We start from the raw sequence: 17,996 nt of genomic DNA on the forward strand, positions 1-17,996 counted from the left end.
CTTTATCCTTTACCGAGAAGCTGATGCGCCGCACTAAATCCCGGAATCAGCCCTTGCGGCCTGAACCGGATCACCACAATCGAGAGAACCAGCACTATTGCCGACGCCAGGGAAGGATCGACGCGATAGCCGAGCAGCGTTTCGGCGGTACCAATGACCACACTGCCCAGGATGCTTCCCGCGATCGAGCCGATGCCCCCGAGCACGATCACGAAGAACGCCTTCGCGAGATAGGCGACGCCCAGATGCGACTCCACCGAAACCATCGGCGCGACGAGCACGCCGGCAAGCGAGGCGAGCGCCGCACCACCACAGAATGCGATGCGGTTCAGGCGGCGGGTGTCGATACCTGTGGCTTCGGCCATAGACGGGTGCTGGATGACGGCACGCAGTTGCATGCCGAAGCGCGTACGGGCGAAGAGCAGCCAGCACCCTGCCGTGACCGTCAACGCAACGGCAATCACGAAGATCCGGTAGGCGGGATAGCTACCGCCGGGGACCGGTATCGCTCCGTCGAACGGTGCGTACACGAGCATTGGCTGGGTGCCGAAGATGAGTTCCAGGGCCTTCTGCACGATCAGACTGACCGCATAGGTCGCTAGTAGCGTGTCCAGCGGCCGGTCGTAAAGCAGCCGGATGATGAAGCGCTCGAGACACCATCCAAGGAGCGCCCCGACAGCCGGAGCCACCAGCAACGCAAGCCAGAATGCATCCCGCCCGCCTACCGTCTGCGCGACAGCCAGCGCGTATGCGCCGATCGTGACCCACTCGGCATGTGCAAGGTTCACGATGTCCATCATGCCGAACACGATCGCAAGCCCAAGCGCCACGAGCATCAAGACGCTCACGCTACTCAGAATGTTGAGAATCGTCGTCATACGAGCAACTCCCCGGCTTCATGTCTGCGGAGCTCTCGCCCCCGTCCGTTCAATCTGCAAACGAGCCACATTTCAGTTCCCCCACTCCTCAAAGTGAAGAGTTTCTTAGAAAGAAGACTAAGAAACTCTTAGTAAAAATGGCAAGCAATTCCAAGAGACTCAACGGATGCCGGACAAGCACACGACATCCTCTGTTTTTGCCAAACGCCTGAAAGAGGCACGGGTACGCTCAGGCCTGACCCAAGAGCAGCTCGGCATTTGTGCAGGCATCGACGAGTTCACGGCCAGTGCCCGCATCAACCAGTACGAAAGAGGCAAGCACCTGCCCCACCTCCTGATGGGACAACGTCTGGCGAAAGCACTACACGTCCCGACTTCGTTCCTCTACGAGGAGGACGATCTGCTTGCCACCCTTCTCGCAACTGCGGCCCGGCTGACGCGGGCAAAGAAAAAGATTCTCCTCGCCAACGCCGAGACCCTGACTCAACCAGCATTCTCCAAGGGCAAGAAACCAAGTAATATTTAGTCTTTCGACTAAGAATTACTTAGTAAAATCCCTGAGCGAATCCGGGACACTTCCCGGATGTCGCGCGACACACCCACGTCTGATGCCGTATTCCCCCGACGCCTGAAACAGGCACGACTGCGCTCGGGCTTAACTCAGGAACAGCTCGGCATCCAGGCGGGTATTGACGAATTCTCAGCCAGCGCCCGCGTCAACCAGTACGAAAAGGGCAAACACACTCCCGCGATACAGACCAGCCAGCGTCTGGCGCGGGCGCTCCTCGTCCCCACGGGCTTCCTCTACGAGGACGACGACCTACTCGCGAACCTGCTGGCTATTGCTGGCAGGCTCAGCAAGGAAAAGAAGAAATCCCTCCTCGCCAGCGCAGAGAAACTCGCCCAGGAATAGACTAAGATTTCCTGAGTCTCAGAGCCAACTGCAGACAGCGCCACAACTGGCGCGCTGCACGCACCGCAACCTGCGGGCAGACCGAACGACACCACATACGGAAAGCATCGTGCCGACACGCCACGATGTCCGTCAAACTCGCGTCACGTGCTGAGCTGAGACTAATGCTTCGTCGCAGCGTGTTCGCATTCGCATTAATCATCATAAACTTACGTCGACAGTATCAGCATGTCAACGTCAACAGGTCGCTCGTTTACCCTAATCCCCAAAAATTCTCCGTCGATTCTTGACACTCGCAAGAGTCACATCTATGGTTTTATTTATGATGATTAATATGGAGACAAGATGAGCAGCGATATCTGCGATCTGACTGCACAGGAGCTTTACGCTCTTTACAAGACGAGGAGCACCTCCCCCGTGGAAGTCATGCAGGCCGTGCTCCTGCGCATAGAACAGCTCGACCCCACCGTGAATGCATTCCGCCAGATAGCAGCGGACGCACTCTACATGGCACGCGCATCCGAAACACGATGGCAACACGGGAAACCGCTCGGGCCTCTGGACGGCGTACCAATCAGCGTCAAGGACAACATCGCGGTCTACGGACTTGCCACACGATACGGCTCACGTGCCACCGACGAAAACCCGGCGCCCCTCGACAGTCCGTGCGTCGCGAGGCTTCGCGAGTCAGGCGCCATCTGCTTTGGCAAGACCACGCTTCCCGATTTCGCTCACAAGATCGTGACTGACAGCCCCCTGACCGGCGTCACGCGCAACCCTTGGGACACGCAACGGACCCCGGGCGGTAGCAGCGGCGGCGCCGCAGCGGCGGTCTGCCTCGGCATGGCGCCGGCGGCAATTGGCACTGACGGCGGCGGGTCAATCCGGATTCCAGCAGCCTTCACCGGCACGTTCGGCTTCAAGCCGAGCTTCGGTCGTGTCCCGCATGCACCCCGCGGGCCGTTCGGGTTACTCAGTCATGTTGGTCCGATAACCCGCTGCGTGGCAGATGCGGCCCGCATCCTGACCGTCATCAGTCGCCCCGACTGTCGCGACTGGTACGCGTTACCCTTCGACGCCAGTGACTATGAACTCGGTCTGAAATGCAAGCCAGCACCAGAAGGTGTTCGCATAGCGTGCAGCCCATCCCTAGGGCTCGCTGTCACTCCCGAAACCGCCGTCAGCAACGCAGTCATGCGCGCCGCCGACGCCTTCCGTGGCCTTGGTGCCAGGGTCCATCCGGAAGATCCGCCGGGTATCGCTCGCTGTAACGCGATCCACGCCACCCTCTGGCAGGCATGCTGCCGGCAACTCACCGGAGGCATGCCTAACGACGTCGCAACGCTCGATCCGTCATTGCAGGCATACTCTGATGCCGGTGCCGCAATATCACGCGAGGCATTGCTGGGGGCACTGATCGAGAGAGGCGAACTGGGCGCCACCATCAACACGTTCTTCGAGCGGTACGACCTTGTTATCTGCCCGGTGTATCCACGCGTGGCCATGCCTCTCGCGGAGGTCACAGCGAGCAAGGAACTCTTTCCCCACTTCACCGCATGGTGCAATCAGCTAGGGCTTCCCGCAGCAAGCGTCTATGCCGGTGAGACTGTGGAAGGACTACCAGTCAGCATCCAGATCATTGGCGGCCGTCATGCGGATGCGCTTGTGCTCTGGGCCAGCCACATCCTCGAACACGCCCTGGGGCGCGCTCCATTAGCTGAGCTGGCTCGCGCGCTTTCCTCGTCCATTGCTGGCCGCGAAACGCAGTGACGCTACCCGTCACGACCGACATCCAGCCCCGCAGAACCCGGGACAGGACACTAAGTCACGAACCGCGCTTCTTGCCGGCGTGCAGACCAAGATCTGAGTCCAAGACCAGCTTTTGCCGCAAAGCGGCATGCACTTTCCGAAGCTGCGCTTCCGCCTCTTCCATGTGCGCCGTCATGAGCTGCTCCACGGCCCCTGCATCGCGTCGCCTTGCTGCATCCAGGATCGCACGGTGAGCAGCGACAGTCTGCCGGCCAAACGCCTGGTAATCATCCTGCGTCACGTTGCCCGCCACGATCACCAGGCTATGCAGCATCTGGTTGATGATCTGACACATGCACCGAAGGAACGCGTTGGGATTGGCGGCAGCCAGGACGTCATGAAAGCGGATGTCCTCATGGCGCTGATCAAGCGCGCGTTCATGGCTCGCGGCGAACGGCTCACACACTTCCACACTGCGCTCGAGTGCGTCCAGATCCGCCTCCGTCAGGTGCTCCACCGCTCCTGCTGCCAACAGCGGCTCAAGGACGCGCCGCACGGCGTAGATGTCCTCCAGACTGATGCTCTCGAAAAACAGATAGTTCTGCAGCGACTGGAAAGCGCGAGCAAGGGGTATGCGGGTGATCGTGGCTCCCCCGTCCGGCCCCGTGCTCAGCCGCACGAGGCCCTGCACCTCCAGGGCCTTGAGCGCGTCGCGTATCGAGCCGCGGCTGACATTGAATATTTCCTGCAGCTCGGCCTCCTTGTTCAATCGCATCCCGGGTCGCAGCCTTCCATCGGTAATCCGGCTCTTGATGAGCTCCGCCACCTGATCCCCACGCTTGGTCGTGCGCGGTCCCTTGTTGTCTGGCTGAAGCAATGGTTTTCTTTCTGTCGTCTGTTTTCGCGCTGCCATACGTCCCACCCGTAGTTGGCCTTCATCGTTCGGTCTGGACGTCATTATCGGCCATTCGCGTCGCGTCATCGCGACGACAACCCCGTGAACCCACCCCGATACAACACCCTCCGAATGTTCTGAGGTGACGACGCCCAATCCAATTGCCTACGCTCATTGCCAGACGACACGCGAAAGTCACCGATGGGTTGGCGTGAATGTCGATCCCGGGCGCAAATGCGCCCGTCTGGGGAGAATGCATGATGACGCGGCTCGAGCAGACTTCGCAGCAGACTTACACCGTCGACGATATCGGCGCAGCGCTCGCAGATCGCGGACTCGACCTCGAAGGGCTCGCCAGGCGTATGCGCACCGTCAGCCTCGAATCGGATGCGACCGGCCAGATCGTCGGTCCGCCCTGGCGTGCAGACGACGTCAAAGCCCTGAACATGAATCTCGTGCCGACCCGGCATGGCGGCTGCCCGGCCCTGCAGTCCCTCCTGGCGCGCGCAACGCTGATGGCCTACCTCGGGGAAGCCGATGCAAGCCTCGCCCTTGCGCTGCCGGGCCCGGGGCTCGCCATGCCACCTGTTGTTGCGCTCGCCTCGACGCAACAGCAGGCCCGGTTCTTCCAGCGATTCCAGTCGGGCGCACCGCGCTGGGGCGCCTTCGCCATCACCGAACCGGACTGTGGTTCCGACGCGACCGCCATGCGTACCAGTGCACGCAAGGCAGGCCGCGGCTGGGTCCTGAACGGCACAAAATGCTTCATCACGAACGGCGCGCGCGCCGAGTGCGTGATCACGTTTGCGACGATCAAGCGGCAGATGGGCCGCTACGGTATCCGCGCGTTCATAGTGGACTGCAATACGCCGGGATTCGCCGTATCGCGCATCGAGCGGATGGCAGGCTTGCGCGCCACGCAGCTTGCCGTGCTGTCCTACACGGACTGCGAGGTAGCCGACGACGCACTGCTTGCCCGTGGCGACGAAAAGCCGCTCGACGACGCATTCGCGGGCGCACAACGCTCCTGGGACTACTTCAGGCCACTGCTTTCCGCAGTCATGGTCGGCACCTGCCGGCGGGTGCGCGCGGACCTCGCCGCCTGGCTCGATGCAGGCGGCACGCCCCCGAACAGGCATCACGACGTGGCGAGCGTGGAAATGTCCCTGCTCGACATCGACCGCCAGATCGCGGCCGCATGGCTGCTCTGTCACTGCACGGCGTGGAAAGCGGATCGTGGCATTGCAACCTCGCTGGATTCATCCATGACCAAGGCGTTTGCCTCGCGCGTCGCCGCGCGGGTGACGCGCGCTGCAATGGATCTCGCCGGCATCGACGGCATCGCAGCCTGTCCGTCACTTGAGCAGGGTTACCGGGACGCCAGGGCGTTCGACATCATGGAAGGTACCGGCGATCTGCAGCGGCTCATGATCACGCGGGCAGCGCAGCGGTCAACGGCTCGTCCCTGGGACATCACGGACGTGCCTTGCGACTGCCCCGCCGCGCCTGATTTATCGCCTGAATCACAAACTGGCTTATCGCCTGACATGGCCACCGCCCACCGATCCGGGCAGGAGACTCCCCATGACGACGCATAACACGCACGGTCCCGGGCGCGAGGAAATCGCAGCCACCATCCGGTCATGCCTGCTGTCGGCTATCGGCAGCACCATGGCTGCGGACCTGATCGCGGACGACACGAACCTCTTCGATGTTGGTGTCGATTCCATGAACATGACAGACCTGCTTCTACAGCTCGAGCAGCGTTTCTCCTTCACGCTCGCGCCGGAGGACCTCTCTGCCGACCTCTTCCTGCGTTTCGGCAACCTCGTCTCCTTCGTGGAATCCCATGTCCGCCGCAACTGACCGCGTCCGCGCGCAGGCATGCATCGTGGCCACGGCACGGTACGTCCCACACACGCGCGTGCGGCCCGACTTAGCATTGCAGCAGCCGGCCACACATTCCTCCGCGCGGGAAACCGTCATGCGATCGGTGTATGCCGATACGCTGCGCTGGAGCCGCGAGGTGACAGATCCAGGGCCCGTCGCACACTTGTCGGAGACGGCGCGCACCGCCATGCCGCTGCATGTCGCGAGCGAGCCGCACCTGCTCCTCTCGGAAATGGCATCCATCGTCGCCAGCGAAGCTGTCGGACAGTGTCCAGACAGGCACAACGTCGCGCCGGACCAGGTCATCGTCTGTGCGACAAGTTTCGAGCAGGACCTCGCGCTCTCGTGTGCGGGTCGGTTGCATGGCGAACTGGGTTCGACGGGCGCGCCGTTCGCGGTTGGACAGCTGCAGGGCGTTTCCTTCTTTCTTGCGCTGCGGATGGTGTCCGACATGATGGACAGCGACGATCACTTGCGCTGTGCACTGATCGTTGGCGCCGAACGCTGGTTGCCGCCCTTTTCCCGCCTGGCCGGATCGCTAACCGGATTGGCTGACGGTGCGGCTGCCGTACTGGTCAGGCGTCGCGTCCGTCCCGCTTGGGATGTGCTCGCGGTCAACGTCCGGACGCCTTCGGCTCCCGTGGCACCCCACAATGCCTGTGTCGATGAAACGCTTGTGGTCGAGCTCATCGGGCAGACGTGTATGCAGGCAGGCGTGACACCCGGGGTAATCGACTGGACCGTGCCCCCGCGCATCGACGTGACGCTGGCACGCAGGATCAGCGCGCAGGCCCGGCTCTCAGCCAGGCCGATGTGGTACCCGGACCATGATGAGACCGGATATCTGTGTGCCGCCGACACGCCAGCACAGCTTGACGCACTGCTGCGGTCGGCCGCTCCGTCAGATGGACAGCACATCCTGCTGTGGTCGGCCGGCATTCAGGGACAGGCCGGCTGCGCGATCCTCCAATACCGCGCGAGCCAGTCATGATCGAGCCGGCAACCCCTTCCGTGCTCTCGCTGTCCGGCATCGCGTTCAGCCTGCCCGCGCGGACGATCGATGCACATACCTGGGCCTGCCGCTGCGGATTTCCCGAGGCACGCGCGAGCGCGCTGCTGCGCAACGGTGTGCAGCAGTTTCACGACGCTGCGTCGGCATCGCCCGTCACTTTCGCGTGTGAGGCGGTTTCTGCCCTGCTCGAGGACACCAGTACAACGCCGGCAAGCATCGATGCGCTCGTCTACACCCATACCGTCCAGAGCAGCGTCCTGGCACCGCCCGCGGGTACTGCGGCATTCATCCAGTCCCGCATGGGACTGGACCATGCGCTCGCGTTCTCGGTGATGCAGCAGAACTGTGTCTCGCCGATGGCAGCGATCCGCGTACTTCGCGTGCTCACCGTCTCAGGTCGACCCATCCATCGGGCAATCGTCGTCTGCGCGGACGTGATGGGCTCCGGCTGTGACCCTTTACGCGCTATCGAGGACCTCGCGCTGCATAGCGACGGAGCATGCGCAATCCTGCTCGAGCGCGGCGCCGGCTGCAACGCCATCGTGGGGCTACACCTCCATACGGACGGCCGTTACTTTCGCGGCACAGACGACGACTTGCAGCCCGTGCCGGATGACCGCTACTACTGGTCGGCATTCACGACGATGCGTGCAGCACTGCGGCAGGCAGGCGTCACGGCCAATGAACTCGCCCATGTGCTGCCTCACCACGTGAACCTCTCCGGTTGGCAACGTCTCATGACCATGCTGTCCGTGCCGCAGGAGCGACTTTTCACGGCAAATTTCGCGCGCCTCGGCCACGTGTTCGGCGCCGATCCGTTCATCAACTTCCACACTGCGCCGCGCGCGCAACCCGGCTCACACTCCCTGCTGTTTTCCAGCGGACTTGCCGGCTGCTTTGGCGCGATGGTGATCCGCCATTGACCCTCAACCTCGTCGCAATCCGCCCATGAGAAACCTCCTTGACCTTGTGCAGTCCGCAGCGCGCCGCACACCTGATGCGCAGGCGCTCGTATGCGGTGACAGCCGTCTGTCCTATCTCGAATTGCTGCAACGCAGCCGTGCGTTCGGGTGGGCCTTGTCCTCACTCGGCGTCGCTCCGGGCGAACGCGTTGCGATCTTTCTCGACAAGCGAATCGAGACCGTCGTCTCGATGCTCGGTGCCTGCGCAGCGGGCTGCGTGTTCGTCCCGGTCAATCCGCTACTGAAACCGAACCAGGTGGCACACGTGCTACGCGACAGCGGCGCGCGGTGTCTCGTGACCTCCGCATTGCGCGCCCGCTCGCAGGCTGCGGAAGGCCTTGCGCCAGTCTCCGAGCTGATCGTGACAGACGAGCCGGAACCAGCCTTCTGCGGCACAGGAACGCTCAAGCTGCATCACTGGCCGGATCACAACATCGCGCCCGGCAACGCCTCGATTCCGGCATCGTCCACGCCGTGCATTGACACTGACCTTGCCGCCCTTCTCTATACCTCCGGCTCGACAGGGCTGCCCAAGGGCGTGATGCTCAGTCACCGGAACCTGCTTGAGGGTGCCTGGAGCGTCGCGGAGTATCTGCGTCACACGCCATCCGACCGCATCCTTGCACTTCTCCCACTCAGCTTCGATGCGGGCCTGAGCCAGCTCACCTCGGCCTGGTCCGCTGGCGCGACCGCGGTCCTGCTGAACTACCTCACTGCGCAGGACGCCGTTCTCGCATGCGAGCGCGAAAGCATCACAGCAATCACCGGTGTACCACCACTGTGGATGCAACTCGCGGGCGCGACGTGGCCCGACGGGCCGCGCAATATAGTGCGCTACTTCGCGAACACTGGCGGTCACCTCCCGTTGCCCGTGCTGCAGAAGCTCAGGACACTGTTCCCCCGTGCCATGCCGTACCTGATGTACGGGCTGACCGAGGCATTCCGCTCCACCTGGCTCGATCCCGCACAGGTCGACCAGCGGCCTGACTCGATCGGCAAGGCTGTGCCCAATGCGCGGATCCTGGTAGTCCGTGAGGATGGTACGCCTTGCACGCCCGACGAACCCGGTGAGCTGGTACACGTCGGCGCATCCGTCACACTCGGCTACTGGAATGACGCCACACGGACTGCGCAACGCTATCGCCCTTCGCCCGAAGTGAAGCCGGGCGGCGCGCCGCGTGATACGGCGGTCTGGTCTGGCGACCTCGTGCGACGCGATAGCGAAGGTTTTCTCTACTTCATCGCCCGCAACGACGCCCAGATCAAGAGTTCCGGCTACCGGATCAGTCCGGAGGAAATCGAGGAAACGGCTCACGCAAGCGGCATGGTCGTCGAAGCACTCGCGCTGGGTATCCCCGATGATGCGCTTGGCGAAGCGGTTGCGCTGCTCGTCGTGCTGGCCGGTGACTCCGATATCGATGACCTGCGCAACTGGTGCGTGCAGCGCCTGCCACGTTACATGGTTCCGCGAGAAATCATCAGTTGTCCAGAGATTCCACGCAATCCCAACGGCAAATTTGACCGGGTGGCGCTGCGCAACAGGGTTGCCGTGTCTGGATTTGCCTCGCTCGCACGCCGTTCAGGGGAGAAAGCATCGTGAGCCTGACTTTCATTCGACGGCCTCCCGGGTTGCAGTTCGGTGGCGTGGACGTGAGACAGCTGGCTGATCGCGCCGGGTGCACACCTTTTTTTGCGTACGAGCGCTCCGCGATCGCTGCGCGCATCCGGGAACTGCGCAACCTGCTGCCCTCCGGCATATGCCTGCACTATTCGATCAAGGCAAATCCGATGCCCGCCGTGGTTCAGTACCTCGCCGCGCGGGTCGACGGTTTCGATGTCGCCTCGGCACAGGAGATGGCCCTCGCGCTCGATGCCGACGCCAACCCGGCTGCAATCGGCTTTGCCGGGCCAGGCAAGTCTCACGACGACCTGCGGCGCGCCGTCGCCTGCGGAGTGAACGTGCACGTGGAATCGGAAACCCAGTTGCGGCTCGTCACCGCACTCGGCTGGGAGCTCGGCGTGCAGCCTAGCGTCGCCATCCGCGTCAACCCCGACTTCCAGGTCGGACAGAGCGGCATGCGCATGGGCGGCGGTGCTGCGCCATTCGGCGTCGATGTGGACCAGGTGCCGGCGCTGCTGCATGAACTCGAAGCGCGGGAAGTCGCACTCGCCGGCTTTCACATCTTCTGGGGCTCGCAGTGTCTGCATGCAGCAACGGTCATCGAGGCCCAGCGACACAGCGTTGAGCTCGTCCTGCGGCTGGCGGGCGGGTTGACGAAACCACTGCGGTTCGTCAACCTTGGTGGCGGCTTTGGCATCCCTTACTTCCCAGGCGAAACACCGCTCGATATCAAGGCAGTCTGCGAGGCGATGCACGACTGGCTGCCACGGCTGTACGACCGTCTGCCGGGAATCACGCCTGTCCTGGAACTCGGGCGCTACCTGGTCGGGGAGGCGGGCATCTACGTGTGCCGCGTGATCGATCGCAAGATCTCGCGCGGCAAAACATTCGTCATCACGGATGGCGGGCTGCACCATCACCTCGCCGCCTCCGGCAACTTCGGCCAGATCCTTCGCCGTAACTTTCCGGTCGTCATCGGAAATCGACCCGACGGTGCCGATGGTGCCACACACGAACGCTGCCACGTAGTGGGCTGCCTTTGCACACCGCTCGACCGTCTGGCGGACGACATTGAACTTCCCGAAGCCCACATCGGCGATTTCGTCGTGGTGAAACAATCGGGCGCGTATGGGCGCTCAGCGAGTCCGCTGCATTTCCTGAGTCATCCCGAGCCCGTCGAAATGCTCGTATGACGCTACGACATCCGGAGAAACATCATGCCATCCCGTGAATCCATCGCAGCGGGTCTCACGCCCACGTCGTGGGCACTCGGCGACGATCAGTCCGGGTTACGTGCGGCCGCACGACAGTTTGCGCACGAACGCCTCGAACCCCTGCTCAACCAACAGCCAAACCCTGCCCTGTGGAACGAAACGCTCAGGTTCGCTGCGACGCTCGACCTCGCGACCATGATCCTGCCGCAGGAGATGGGCGGCATGGGAGTCAGCCAGCACGACCTGTCGCTCGTCATTGAACAGTTCGCAGCCGGTCCGCTGGAGCGCGCCGCCGAGCTCACCCTTAGCAGCCCCGCGCTGATGACGCTGCGCGACGCCAATGCGTTGGATCGGCTACCTCATCGGGATATCCAGCATTACCTTGACGGCACGATATCGATCGCACTGGGTATCCCTGACGTCGATGCGTCGAGCCTCTGGGTACTGCGTCAGCATCCCGTCTCGCCGGTCATGACGATCCGTATGGACGACAAAGGTCCGCGGCTCGTCCTCGCAACGGTGCCTGCAGGGCAGGATAGCCATGGGGTTGCGCCTGTTGCCGTACTTGGCGCGCTATCCATCGAGCGATACACAGCCCCGCCTGGACGTGATACCCCGATCCTGGTGGCGCCTCCGGGCGTGAACCAGGGCGGTGATCTGGCAGGACAGTGGCTCATCAACACCGCAATCTACCTCTCTACGCTGCTTTCCGGCGCCGTGCAGCAGAGTGTGAACTTCGCCCTTACTTACAGCGTGACCCGACAAACGTTTCGCAAGCCGATCGTCGCCCATCAGCTTGTCGCTGCCAGGCTCGCCGACATGCTCGTGTCTGCGCACACCATCCACCTCTTTCTGCGGTCCGTGACAATGCAGGATACACACGCGCAGATCGCGTTGGTGTCGCAGATGGCCCGTCACGTGTGCGCTGAAGCAATGGATGTTGTACGAGAGCTTGTGCAGCTTTGCGGCGGCCACGGTTTCATCGAGGGTCTGCCACCGGCAGCACGGTTCCAGACGATGCACTGGTTTGCGGTGCTGTTGATGAAGGTCGAGGCCGCGCTACGCACGTTCACTGCATCTGGCTCAGGCCATTTGCCAGCAGGAGTTTCCAGGTGAGCCACGACGTGCAGGCGCAAGCACCCGCGCAGGGAACCCAATGCTCCGACCCGAGCGATGGAAACTTCAGTGCATGCTGGCTTCGTGAACCTGACAGCAACGATGTGGATGACGTCGCAACCTGGCTCGCCGAACCGGAAATCAACCAGTGGTTCGATTTTGGGCAGGGCCGTCAGACGCTTCCCGTGCTGGCCGTGCGGCTCATGATGCAAAGTGACCGGCACCGCCTGCGAGTGTTCGGGCCGGCCGGCCATGAAGTGGCAAGTGGCCTTGTGGCAGTCAGCGATCTGGCACATGCCTTTGGCACAGCGTCGTTCTGGGTACTCCGGGACAGCCGGCGGGCCGCCTGCCGCGACATGACGTTTCTCGCCTCGATCGGGCTGCTGCGCGAGACGTTCGACACGCACCGGTTGCACTGCATCACGGCGTGGGCCGTGGAGTGCAACGTGCGCTCGCGGCGCCTGCTCGAGCGGATCGGCTTTCGCGCGATCGGGCTGCAGCGGAATTGCCACATCGTGCGTGGTTCACGGTTTGGGCGCGTCCTCTATGATCTGCTGCCTGCCGATCTCGCCAATGGCCCCATCCCAGCCGGAGGTGATGCATGAACGCGCCAGTCATCACCGCCATTGCGGCGTGGGTGCCAGACGCGATACCGCTTTCGCAGTGGATGGCGATGGAGTCAGCACTGCGTGCAAGCGGGCATGCCGGCTGGGATGCCTGGGTGAGGTCCTGGCATTCCGGGTACGGGCACTGGCTGGAGGCATGCCCGAGTGAGAAAGCCGGTGGTTCACGCCTCGCCGGTTCCGGTCTGGCAGCACCGAACATGTCCTGTATGGTACCGGTCGAAACCGGCACCGACCTTTCCGGGCTCGCAGCAAAAGTGGCGAAGGCGATCTGTGCCACACGTGCGCAGGACGCACGCCCGGTCGACGTCGTGATGTTCTGCCACAGCAGTCTGGATCAACACGTTTCGACCACGATTGCCGGACGGCTGCGCGCGGAAATCGGCACACCGTGCTTTCCATTTTCGGTCTCCCAGCAGCACGGCGTGACAGCCCTGACGGCGTTGCGCCTTGCGGCCGACCTCCTCGTCGCTGAGCCGGACGTGCACACGATACTGATCGTCGCGGCGGAAAAGTGGTGCCCACCGTTTTCCAGAATATGCGGACCTGACATCGTGCACGGAGATGCTGCCGGTGCGCTCCTCGTTGAGAGAACCCACCACGGAACAGGCGGCTTGCAGCTGCTCGACGCCGCAGCCCGACACGTTCCCGCTGGCATCAGGCGTCCTGCAGCAGGAGCCGCCGATGCGCGAACATTCACCTTGCGATCGATGATCGATTGCCTCCTCGCGCGACACGGCCTTCACCGCGATGCAATCGGCGCGGTTGTGGGGCACCCGGGAAGTTCATCGCTCACCGCTGCAGTATGCGAGCTGCTCGACAGGCCGTGCACCGAAGCACCACATCAGGATTGCGTTCATCTTGGCGCCGCCGAATCTATCGTACGCCTTGCACAGGAGTTGGGCCGCGCCGACTATTGCCGGACACATCGCGTATTGCTGTGGGGCTACGGAATGGGCGGCTTTGTCGGCACTGCGCTGCTGGAGGCGCACGGCACACCCTCCCTCTATCAGCACGACGACATCCGGACCGCTTCATGATCCCCGATCTCGGCATACCGCACGTCGCCTATCATCTTCCCGATCGCCTCGACGACATCCGGAGCTGGGCCAGGCGGACCCGGCAGAAGACCACTACCGTGCTGAACCTGGAGCAGGCTGGGATGCGCTACTTCCGCAACGCGGATGGGCAGACCGCAATCGGGCTCGCTGCCAGTGCGATCGAGCGGCTCCTGCTCGCCTCCGGTGCCCCGCCACACACCGTGGACGGCCTCGTCTACGTGCACACGTTTCAGGGCAGCATTGCGCCGCCACCACAATCCCTGCCCGGCCTGCTCTGTGACCGGTTCGGTTTCGCGAACGCCGAAGCCTTCTCGTTCGCGCAACAGCACTGTGCATCCGCCCTCGGCGCACTGCGCATCATCCGCGCGATGTTCATCGCCCGGCCGCATATGAAGCGGGTCCTGCTTGCTGGCGCCGATGCGATGCCAATCGAATCAGAAAGGTTAATGCAGGCCGAGGGGATTCTGGGTGATGGCGCCTTTGCTGCATTCGTCGAGCGCGGCGTCGCCGTGAACCGCCTGCTCGCGATCGCGACACACGCCAGTGGCCAGGGATGGCGAGGCACTCTGGCAAATAACGATCCTCGCCTGGCCGCGCAGTCCTTCTTTTCCGCACGCAACCTGATCAGGCATGCAACCCGGCAAGCGCACGGGTCACTGGACGATGTCCAGCGCATCCTGCCCCACCATCTGGATCTGCCTGCGTGGCACCGACTGCTCGATTCGCTTCAGATCCCGCGGAACCGGTTGTTCGCGGAGAATTTTTCCCGGATCGGCCACGTCACCGTCAGCGATGCGTTCATCAATCTCGCGCAGTGCGGTGGGTTGATTCCCGGCAGGCCGTTCCTGCTCTTTGCACGGGGAATCGGCGGGTTTTGTGCAGCAGCACTGCTGTGCCGCTAAGGTCACTGTGAGTGCGACTGTGAGGGCGACGGCGAACCTAGCACGTAACTGCTGGCCCCGACGCAACGCGGCACGATCACCATGAACCGAAGCGCCGTTCACGATCGGCATCACTACCCATGGAACTTTTCACCGGCCATCTATAATATGTACGAAACGGTTAACGGCAACATTTGCAGATACCACACGGTTAGCCGTGCCGGATGCCGCATCCCGGCAATCGTATGCGGACCTCTGACTGGCCCCTCCCTCCCGGAAATGCGTGTCGCATGAACCGCGCTATCGTTGCGCGCGGGTTCCCTTCTCAAGGGGCACCTGGCGTTCCGGACTTTGTGGGGCGGCGCCGAGGTAGCAAACATGAAACGTCTGTCTCGACGTCGTTCGAACGGGGTTGCGCGCCATTCAGTCGTAACGCCTGATCGCGTGCAGGGTGGCACGCCGGCACCATTGATGCACTTTGCATATGCCGCCGACGTACCCACCCTCGTCCATTCTTTCGGCAATACGGTCGATACGCTCGGATTCCCTTACTACGTAATCAGCCGCATTGCCCGAAGCCGTTCAGCCTGTCACCAGCGAACCGCATTCGAGATGGTCTGCGCTCACTACCCCGACGAATGGGTCCGTCACTACCAGCGCCTCGACTACGCATCCACTGATCCCGTTCACCGGGCCGCCTTTACCCACTCGGCGCCCTACCGCTGGCACGACATCATTGGCCTGAGCAAGGCTGAGCGCCGTGTGCTCGACGAAGCACGAGAGGCTGGACTGGGCGGCGGACTCAGCATTCCCGTCCACCAGCCCGGCGGCAGCATTCTGCTGTTCAATCTCTCGGGTCCTCTGCATTGCGTCAACGACGCGGCTAACTCACGGCTGGCTTACCTTGCCAGCACGCAGTTTCACTTCGAACTGCATCGACTCACGCGAAAACCTTCAAGAAAGGCATCGCACTTCCTGACACCGCGTCAGCGCGAATGTCTGACCTGGGTTGCGCGCGGAAAGACCTCGTCTGAAATCGCGTCCATTCTTGGCATTTCTCACTACACCGTGAACTATCACATCGAAGAGGCGATGAAGGCCCTCAACTGCAACTGCAGGACGGCCGCTGCCGTCAACGCGGCCGTGCAGGGCCTCGTGGAACCCTGAATTCTCCTTTTCCCCTGGCACAACCACGCTTACCGCGCCTCACCGCGCACACGCGGCGAGGACAACTGCGCATGCCCGCCCGGGTGGCTGCCCGCATGCCAGCCCCTGCACCCTCCCAATGTTCCGGGTTTGCGGATCGCTGACTCGCTGATAGCTTCGCGTCAACGCTCAACGTCCACAGCCCTACGCAAGGAGGAAACCATGCCATATATCGTTGCGGGCAGACTCGACGACCTGCCACCACATATCAGTCGCCGCCTCGGAACCTTCCGCTACCGTGTCTTCGTCCAGCGACTGCACTGGGAAATACCTGGCGTGGCCCACGACGCCACGAGCGAGTGGGATAAATTCGACGGAAACGCTACGGTCCATCTGGTCGCATTGTCGCCACACGGCGAGGTCTGTGGATGTGCCCGACTGATGCCCACAACAGGACCCTATCTGCTCCGTGACGTCTTCCCGGAACTTGCACACCCGGGCGATACCCTGCCATCGTCAACTTCGATATGGGAGATGTCGCGATTTGCCGGATCCGGGCTGCCGGACCACCGCACCGGCTCGACCTCAGGCATGTCGTTGTTCCCCTTCGCGATCTCGCTCGCCCACTCCTTCGGCGCAACGCGGGTGATCGGCGTCGTCTCGCACGCCGTTGCGCGCCTGTACCGCCGCTACGGCCTCGAACTGCACAATATCGGCACAGGAGCGTCGCCTGGCCATGCCGGCATCGTTGCGTGTGCAATCGATCTGGATTCTGCTACCTTTGAGAAACTCCAGTGCAATCCTGGCACGCTGCAGAACTCAATCACCCGCTTCGGACAGTTCCCGCTCCCTGAGGCTGGCGTCCCGGGTCATCCAGATGGCCCTGAAGCGCGCGCGGGCTCTGTACACGTCACGGACGAAGCGCTTATCGCAGTTTGCGACAACCGTACAGCGCGCACGCAAGCTTCAATCCAGATGACTGGATCCTTGCATCAACGCGGCGCTGCTGGCCGACAATGATGCCGGTTGTCGGTCTCCTTCATCCAGTCCGGTCGGATCGCCGACGCATATGCCTGAGCACTGCGTGACGCCTCTCCATTCGGTTGTGAACTCAATCCCAGGCGCTCATCGATCGCGTGCGCGACAGTCGCTGACTTCGGCGGATGATCGTGATCGCAGTCTGCCCAGAACATGCACATTGCATCGAAGAGGACTGACAGTGTTGACGTCACATACGGCAGTCGCACTGCGATGCCATGGTCTGATCGCTCGCTACCGGACTCGCCAGACGGCATCCGGAACACTTCAGCCGGCATCATGATCCGCAGGCAATCCAGTTCGCGCTGCAGGCGATCCTCAACCGAATAGTGCACGGTCGCCGAATGCGCAAGTGCCTTGCGTAGCTCGCCGAGCTGCCGGTCCTTTGTCTCCATACATCGGGTCAGCCGACGGACTTCGGTTTCGGCACGCTGCAATCGCAGATCGGGAGCAGCCAGGTGAGATGGCGTCACGGCAGCGCTCTTCACGCTGGCCAGCGTCGATGGATCGGGTTCTTTCATCATGTTCCCTGCCTCAATTGGTGTATCAATCCGGCTCCATGTCTTCCGGCGATGCCGCGCGACGAGGAAGCCACCGGGTGATTCTCCCCCGCAGCTCAATCGTGACCGCTAGCCGCGGCAAAATTTCTCGGAGTTGAACCACGTCTCTTTTTTCGTTTTTCCCAGACGAAATATCAACTGCGAAATGAAGCAGGGTGTGTCATGTCGGGACACGCATGGGTTGCGCGAGGAATGCTCGCGGGAAAATTCATCCGCGGCTCACAGAACACAAGCGACGTAGGCAGCCATGTTGTCATGGCAATACGTCAATGAGATCGATGCGAGGGATGACTGGAATCGCCGCGATTGATGCGTCTGCCCACAAACTGCAGATGACCCACAGGAAGCTGCGGCTCTTACGCTGCCTATTGCAGCCCTGCTTGATCGCGGGGACGTTGAGTGGGCGGCGACATGCCGTCACCGTGAGCTAACGTCAC

At 62.5% G+C, this 17,996-nt stretch carries 18 protein-coding genes; 15 read left to right on the top strand and 3 right to left on the bottom strand.

Going from position 1 to position 17,996, the window contains the following annotated elements:
* Positions 1–2: 2 nt before the first annotated feature.
* Positions 3–878 carry an urea ABC transporter permease subunit UrtB gene (urtB, locus tag AB4Y43_RS09410; RefSeq protein ID WP_368727648.1) on the bottom strand — a complete coding sequence of 292 codons (876 nt, stop codon included), beginning with the start codon at positions 876–878 and terminating at the stop codon, positions 3–5.
* A 166-nt stretch (positions 879–1,044) separates the two neighbouring features.
* Between urtB and AB4Y43_RS09415 the strand changes: the two genes are divergently transcribed.
* The 3 genes from AB4Y43_RS09415 (at position 1,045) to AB4Y43_RS09425 (ending at position 3,561) form a co-directional block, all read left to right on the top strand.
* A complete protein-coding gene (locus AB4Y43_RS09415; RefSeq protein ID WP_368727649.1) occupies positions 1,045–1,404 on the top strand; it encodes a helix-turn-helix transcriptional regulator in 360 nt (119 codons plus the stop codon).
* Between the two features lie 57 nt (positions 1,405–1,461).
* The gene (locus AB4Y43_RS09420; protein ID WP_368727650.1) at positions 1,462–1,791 is read left to right on the top strand and encodes a helix-turn-helix domain-containing protein; all 330 of its coding nucleotides are present in this window, start codon (positions 1,462–1,464) and stop codon (positions 1,789–1,791) included.
* A gap of 345 nt (positions 1,792–2,136) precedes the next feature.
* A complete protein-coding gene (locus AB4Y43_RS09425; protein WP_368727651.1) occupies positions 2,137–3,561 on the top strand; it encodes an amidase family protein in 1,425 nt (474 codons plus the stop codon).
* A gap of 55 nt (positions 3,562–3,616) precedes the next feature.
* Here AB4Y43_RS09425 and AB4Y43_RS09430 read toward each other — a convergent pair whose 3' ends face one another.
* Positions 3,617–4,453: a FadR/GntR family transcriptional regulator gene (locus tag AB4Y43_RS09430; protein WP_368727652.1), complete on the bottom strand. Its 837-nt coding sequence runs from the start codon at positions 4,451–4,453 to the stop codon at positions 3,617–3,619.
* A gap of 242 nt (positions 4,454–4,695) precedes the next feature.
* Here AB4Y43_RS09430 and AB4Y43_RS09435 point away from each other — a divergent pair, with 242 nt between their 5' ends.
* From AB4Y43_RS09435 to AB4Y43_RS09490, 12 genes are all read left to right on the top strand, one after another.
* Complete coding sequence (locus tag AB4Y43_RS09435; protein WP_368727653.1) at positions 4,696–6,033, top strand: acyl-CoA dehydrogenase family protein; 1,338 nt, start codon at positions 4,696–4,698, stop codon at positions 6,031–6,033.
* Positions 6,020–6,301, top strand: coding sequence for an acyl carrier protein (locus AB4Y43_RS09440; RefSeq protein WP_368727654.1), 282 nt, complete (start codon positions 6,020–6,022; stop codon positions 6,299–6,301). Before AB4Y43_RS09435 ends, AB4Y43_RS09440 begins: the two co-directional genes overlap by 14 nt.
* A 118-nt stretch (positions 6,302–6,419) precedes the next feature.
* On the top strand, positions 6,420–7,316 hold the full coding sequence (locus AB4Y43_RS09445) for a 3-oxoacyl-[acyl-carrier-protein] synthase III C-terminal domain-containing protein (protein ID WP_368727655.1): 897 nt from the start codon (positions 6,420–6,422) through the stop codon (positions 7,314–7,316).
* Complete coding sequence (locus tag AB4Y43_RS09450; protein ID WP_368727656.1) at positions 7,313–8,260, top strand: 3-oxoacyl-[acyl-carrier-protein] synthase III C-terminal domain-containing protein; 948 nt, start codon at positions 7,313–7,315, stop codon at positions 8,258–8,260. Before AB4Y43_RS09445 ends, AB4Y43_RS09450 begins: the two co-directional genes overlap by 4 nt.
* Before the next feature lie 25 nt (positions 8,261–8,285).
* Positions 8,286–9,899 carry an acyl-CoA ligase (AMP-forming), exosortase A system-associated gene (locus tag AB4Y43_RS09455; protein WP_368727657.1) on the top strand — a complete coding sequence of 538 codons (1,614 nt, stop codon included), beginning with the start codon at positions 8,286–8,288 and terminating at the stop codon, positions 9,897–9,899.
* On the top strand, positions 9,896–11,113 hold the full coding sequence (locus AB4Y43_RS09460; protein ID WP_368727658.1) for a pyridoxal-dependent decarboxylase, exosortase A system-associated: 1,218 nt from the start codon (positions 9,896–9,898) through the stop codon (positions 11,111–11,113). The genes AB4Y43_RS09455 and AB4Y43_RS09460 overlap by 4 nt, the downstream gene beginning before the upstream one ends.
* Positions 11,114–11,137: 24 nt before the next feature.
* Positions 11,138–12,250, top strand: a complete 1,113-nt coding sequence (locus AB4Y43_RS09465; RefSeq protein ID WP_368727659.1) for an acyl-CoA dehydrogenase family protein — start codon at positions 11,138–11,140, stop codon at positions 12,248–12,250.
* Positions 12,247–12,855 (top strand): GNAT family N-acetyltransferase, encoded by a 609-nt coding sequence (locus tag AB4Y43_RS09470; RefSeq protein ID WP_368727660.1) that lies wholly within the window; start codon positions 12,247–12,249, stop codon positions 12,853–12,855. Before AB4Y43_RS09465 ends, AB4Y43_RS09470 begins: the two co-directional genes overlap by 4 nt.
* Positions 12,852–13,913 (top strand): 3-oxoacyl-ACP synthase, encoded by a 1,062-nt coding sequence (locus AB4Y43_RS09475; RefSeq protein WP_368727661.1) that lies wholly within the window; start codon positions 12,852–12,854, stop codon positions 13,911–13,913. The genes AB4Y43_RS09470 and AB4Y43_RS09475 overlap by 4 nt, the downstream gene beginning before the upstream one ends.
* Positions 13,910–14,836 (top strand): 3-oxoacyl-ACP synthase, encoded by a 927-nt coding sequence (locus AB4Y43_RS09480; RefSeq protein WP_368727662.1) that lies wholly within the window; start codon positions 13,910–13,912, stop codon positions 14,834–14,836. Before AB4Y43_RS09475 ends, AB4Y43_RS09480 begins: the two co-directional genes overlap by 4 nt.
* Positions 14,837–15,193: 357 nt before the next feature.
* Positions 15,194–15,982: a LuxR family transcriptional regulator gene (locus tag AB4Y43_RS09485; RefSeq protein WP_368727663.1), complete on the top strand. Its 789-nt coding sequence runs from the start codon at positions 15,194–15,196 to the stop codon at positions 15,980–15,982.
* Between the two features lie 201 nt (positions 15,983–16,183).
* Positions 16,184–16,981, top strand: a complete 798-nt coding sequence (locus tag AB4Y43_RS09490) for an acyl-homoserine-lactone synthase (RefSeq protein WP_368727664.1) — start codon at positions 16,184–16,186, stop codon at positions 16,979–16,981.
* Here the strand turns inward: AB4Y43_RS09490 and AB4Y43_RS09495 are convergent.
* A complete protein-coding gene (locus AB4Y43_RS09495) occupies positions 16,954–17,523 on the bottom strand; it encodes a hypothetical protein (RefSeq protein ID WP_368727665.1) in 570 nt (189 codons plus the stop codon). The two genes, AB4Y43_RS09490 and AB4Y43_RS09495, sit on opposite strands and share 28 nt — an antisense overlap.
* Positions 17,524–17,996 lie beyond the last annotated feature (473 nt).

The organism is Paraburkholderia sp. BR10872, from assembly GCF_040965835.1.
GTDB lineage: Bacteria > Pseudomonadota > Gammaproteobacteria > Burkholderiales > Burkholderiaceae > Paraburkholderia > Paraburkholderia nodosa_A.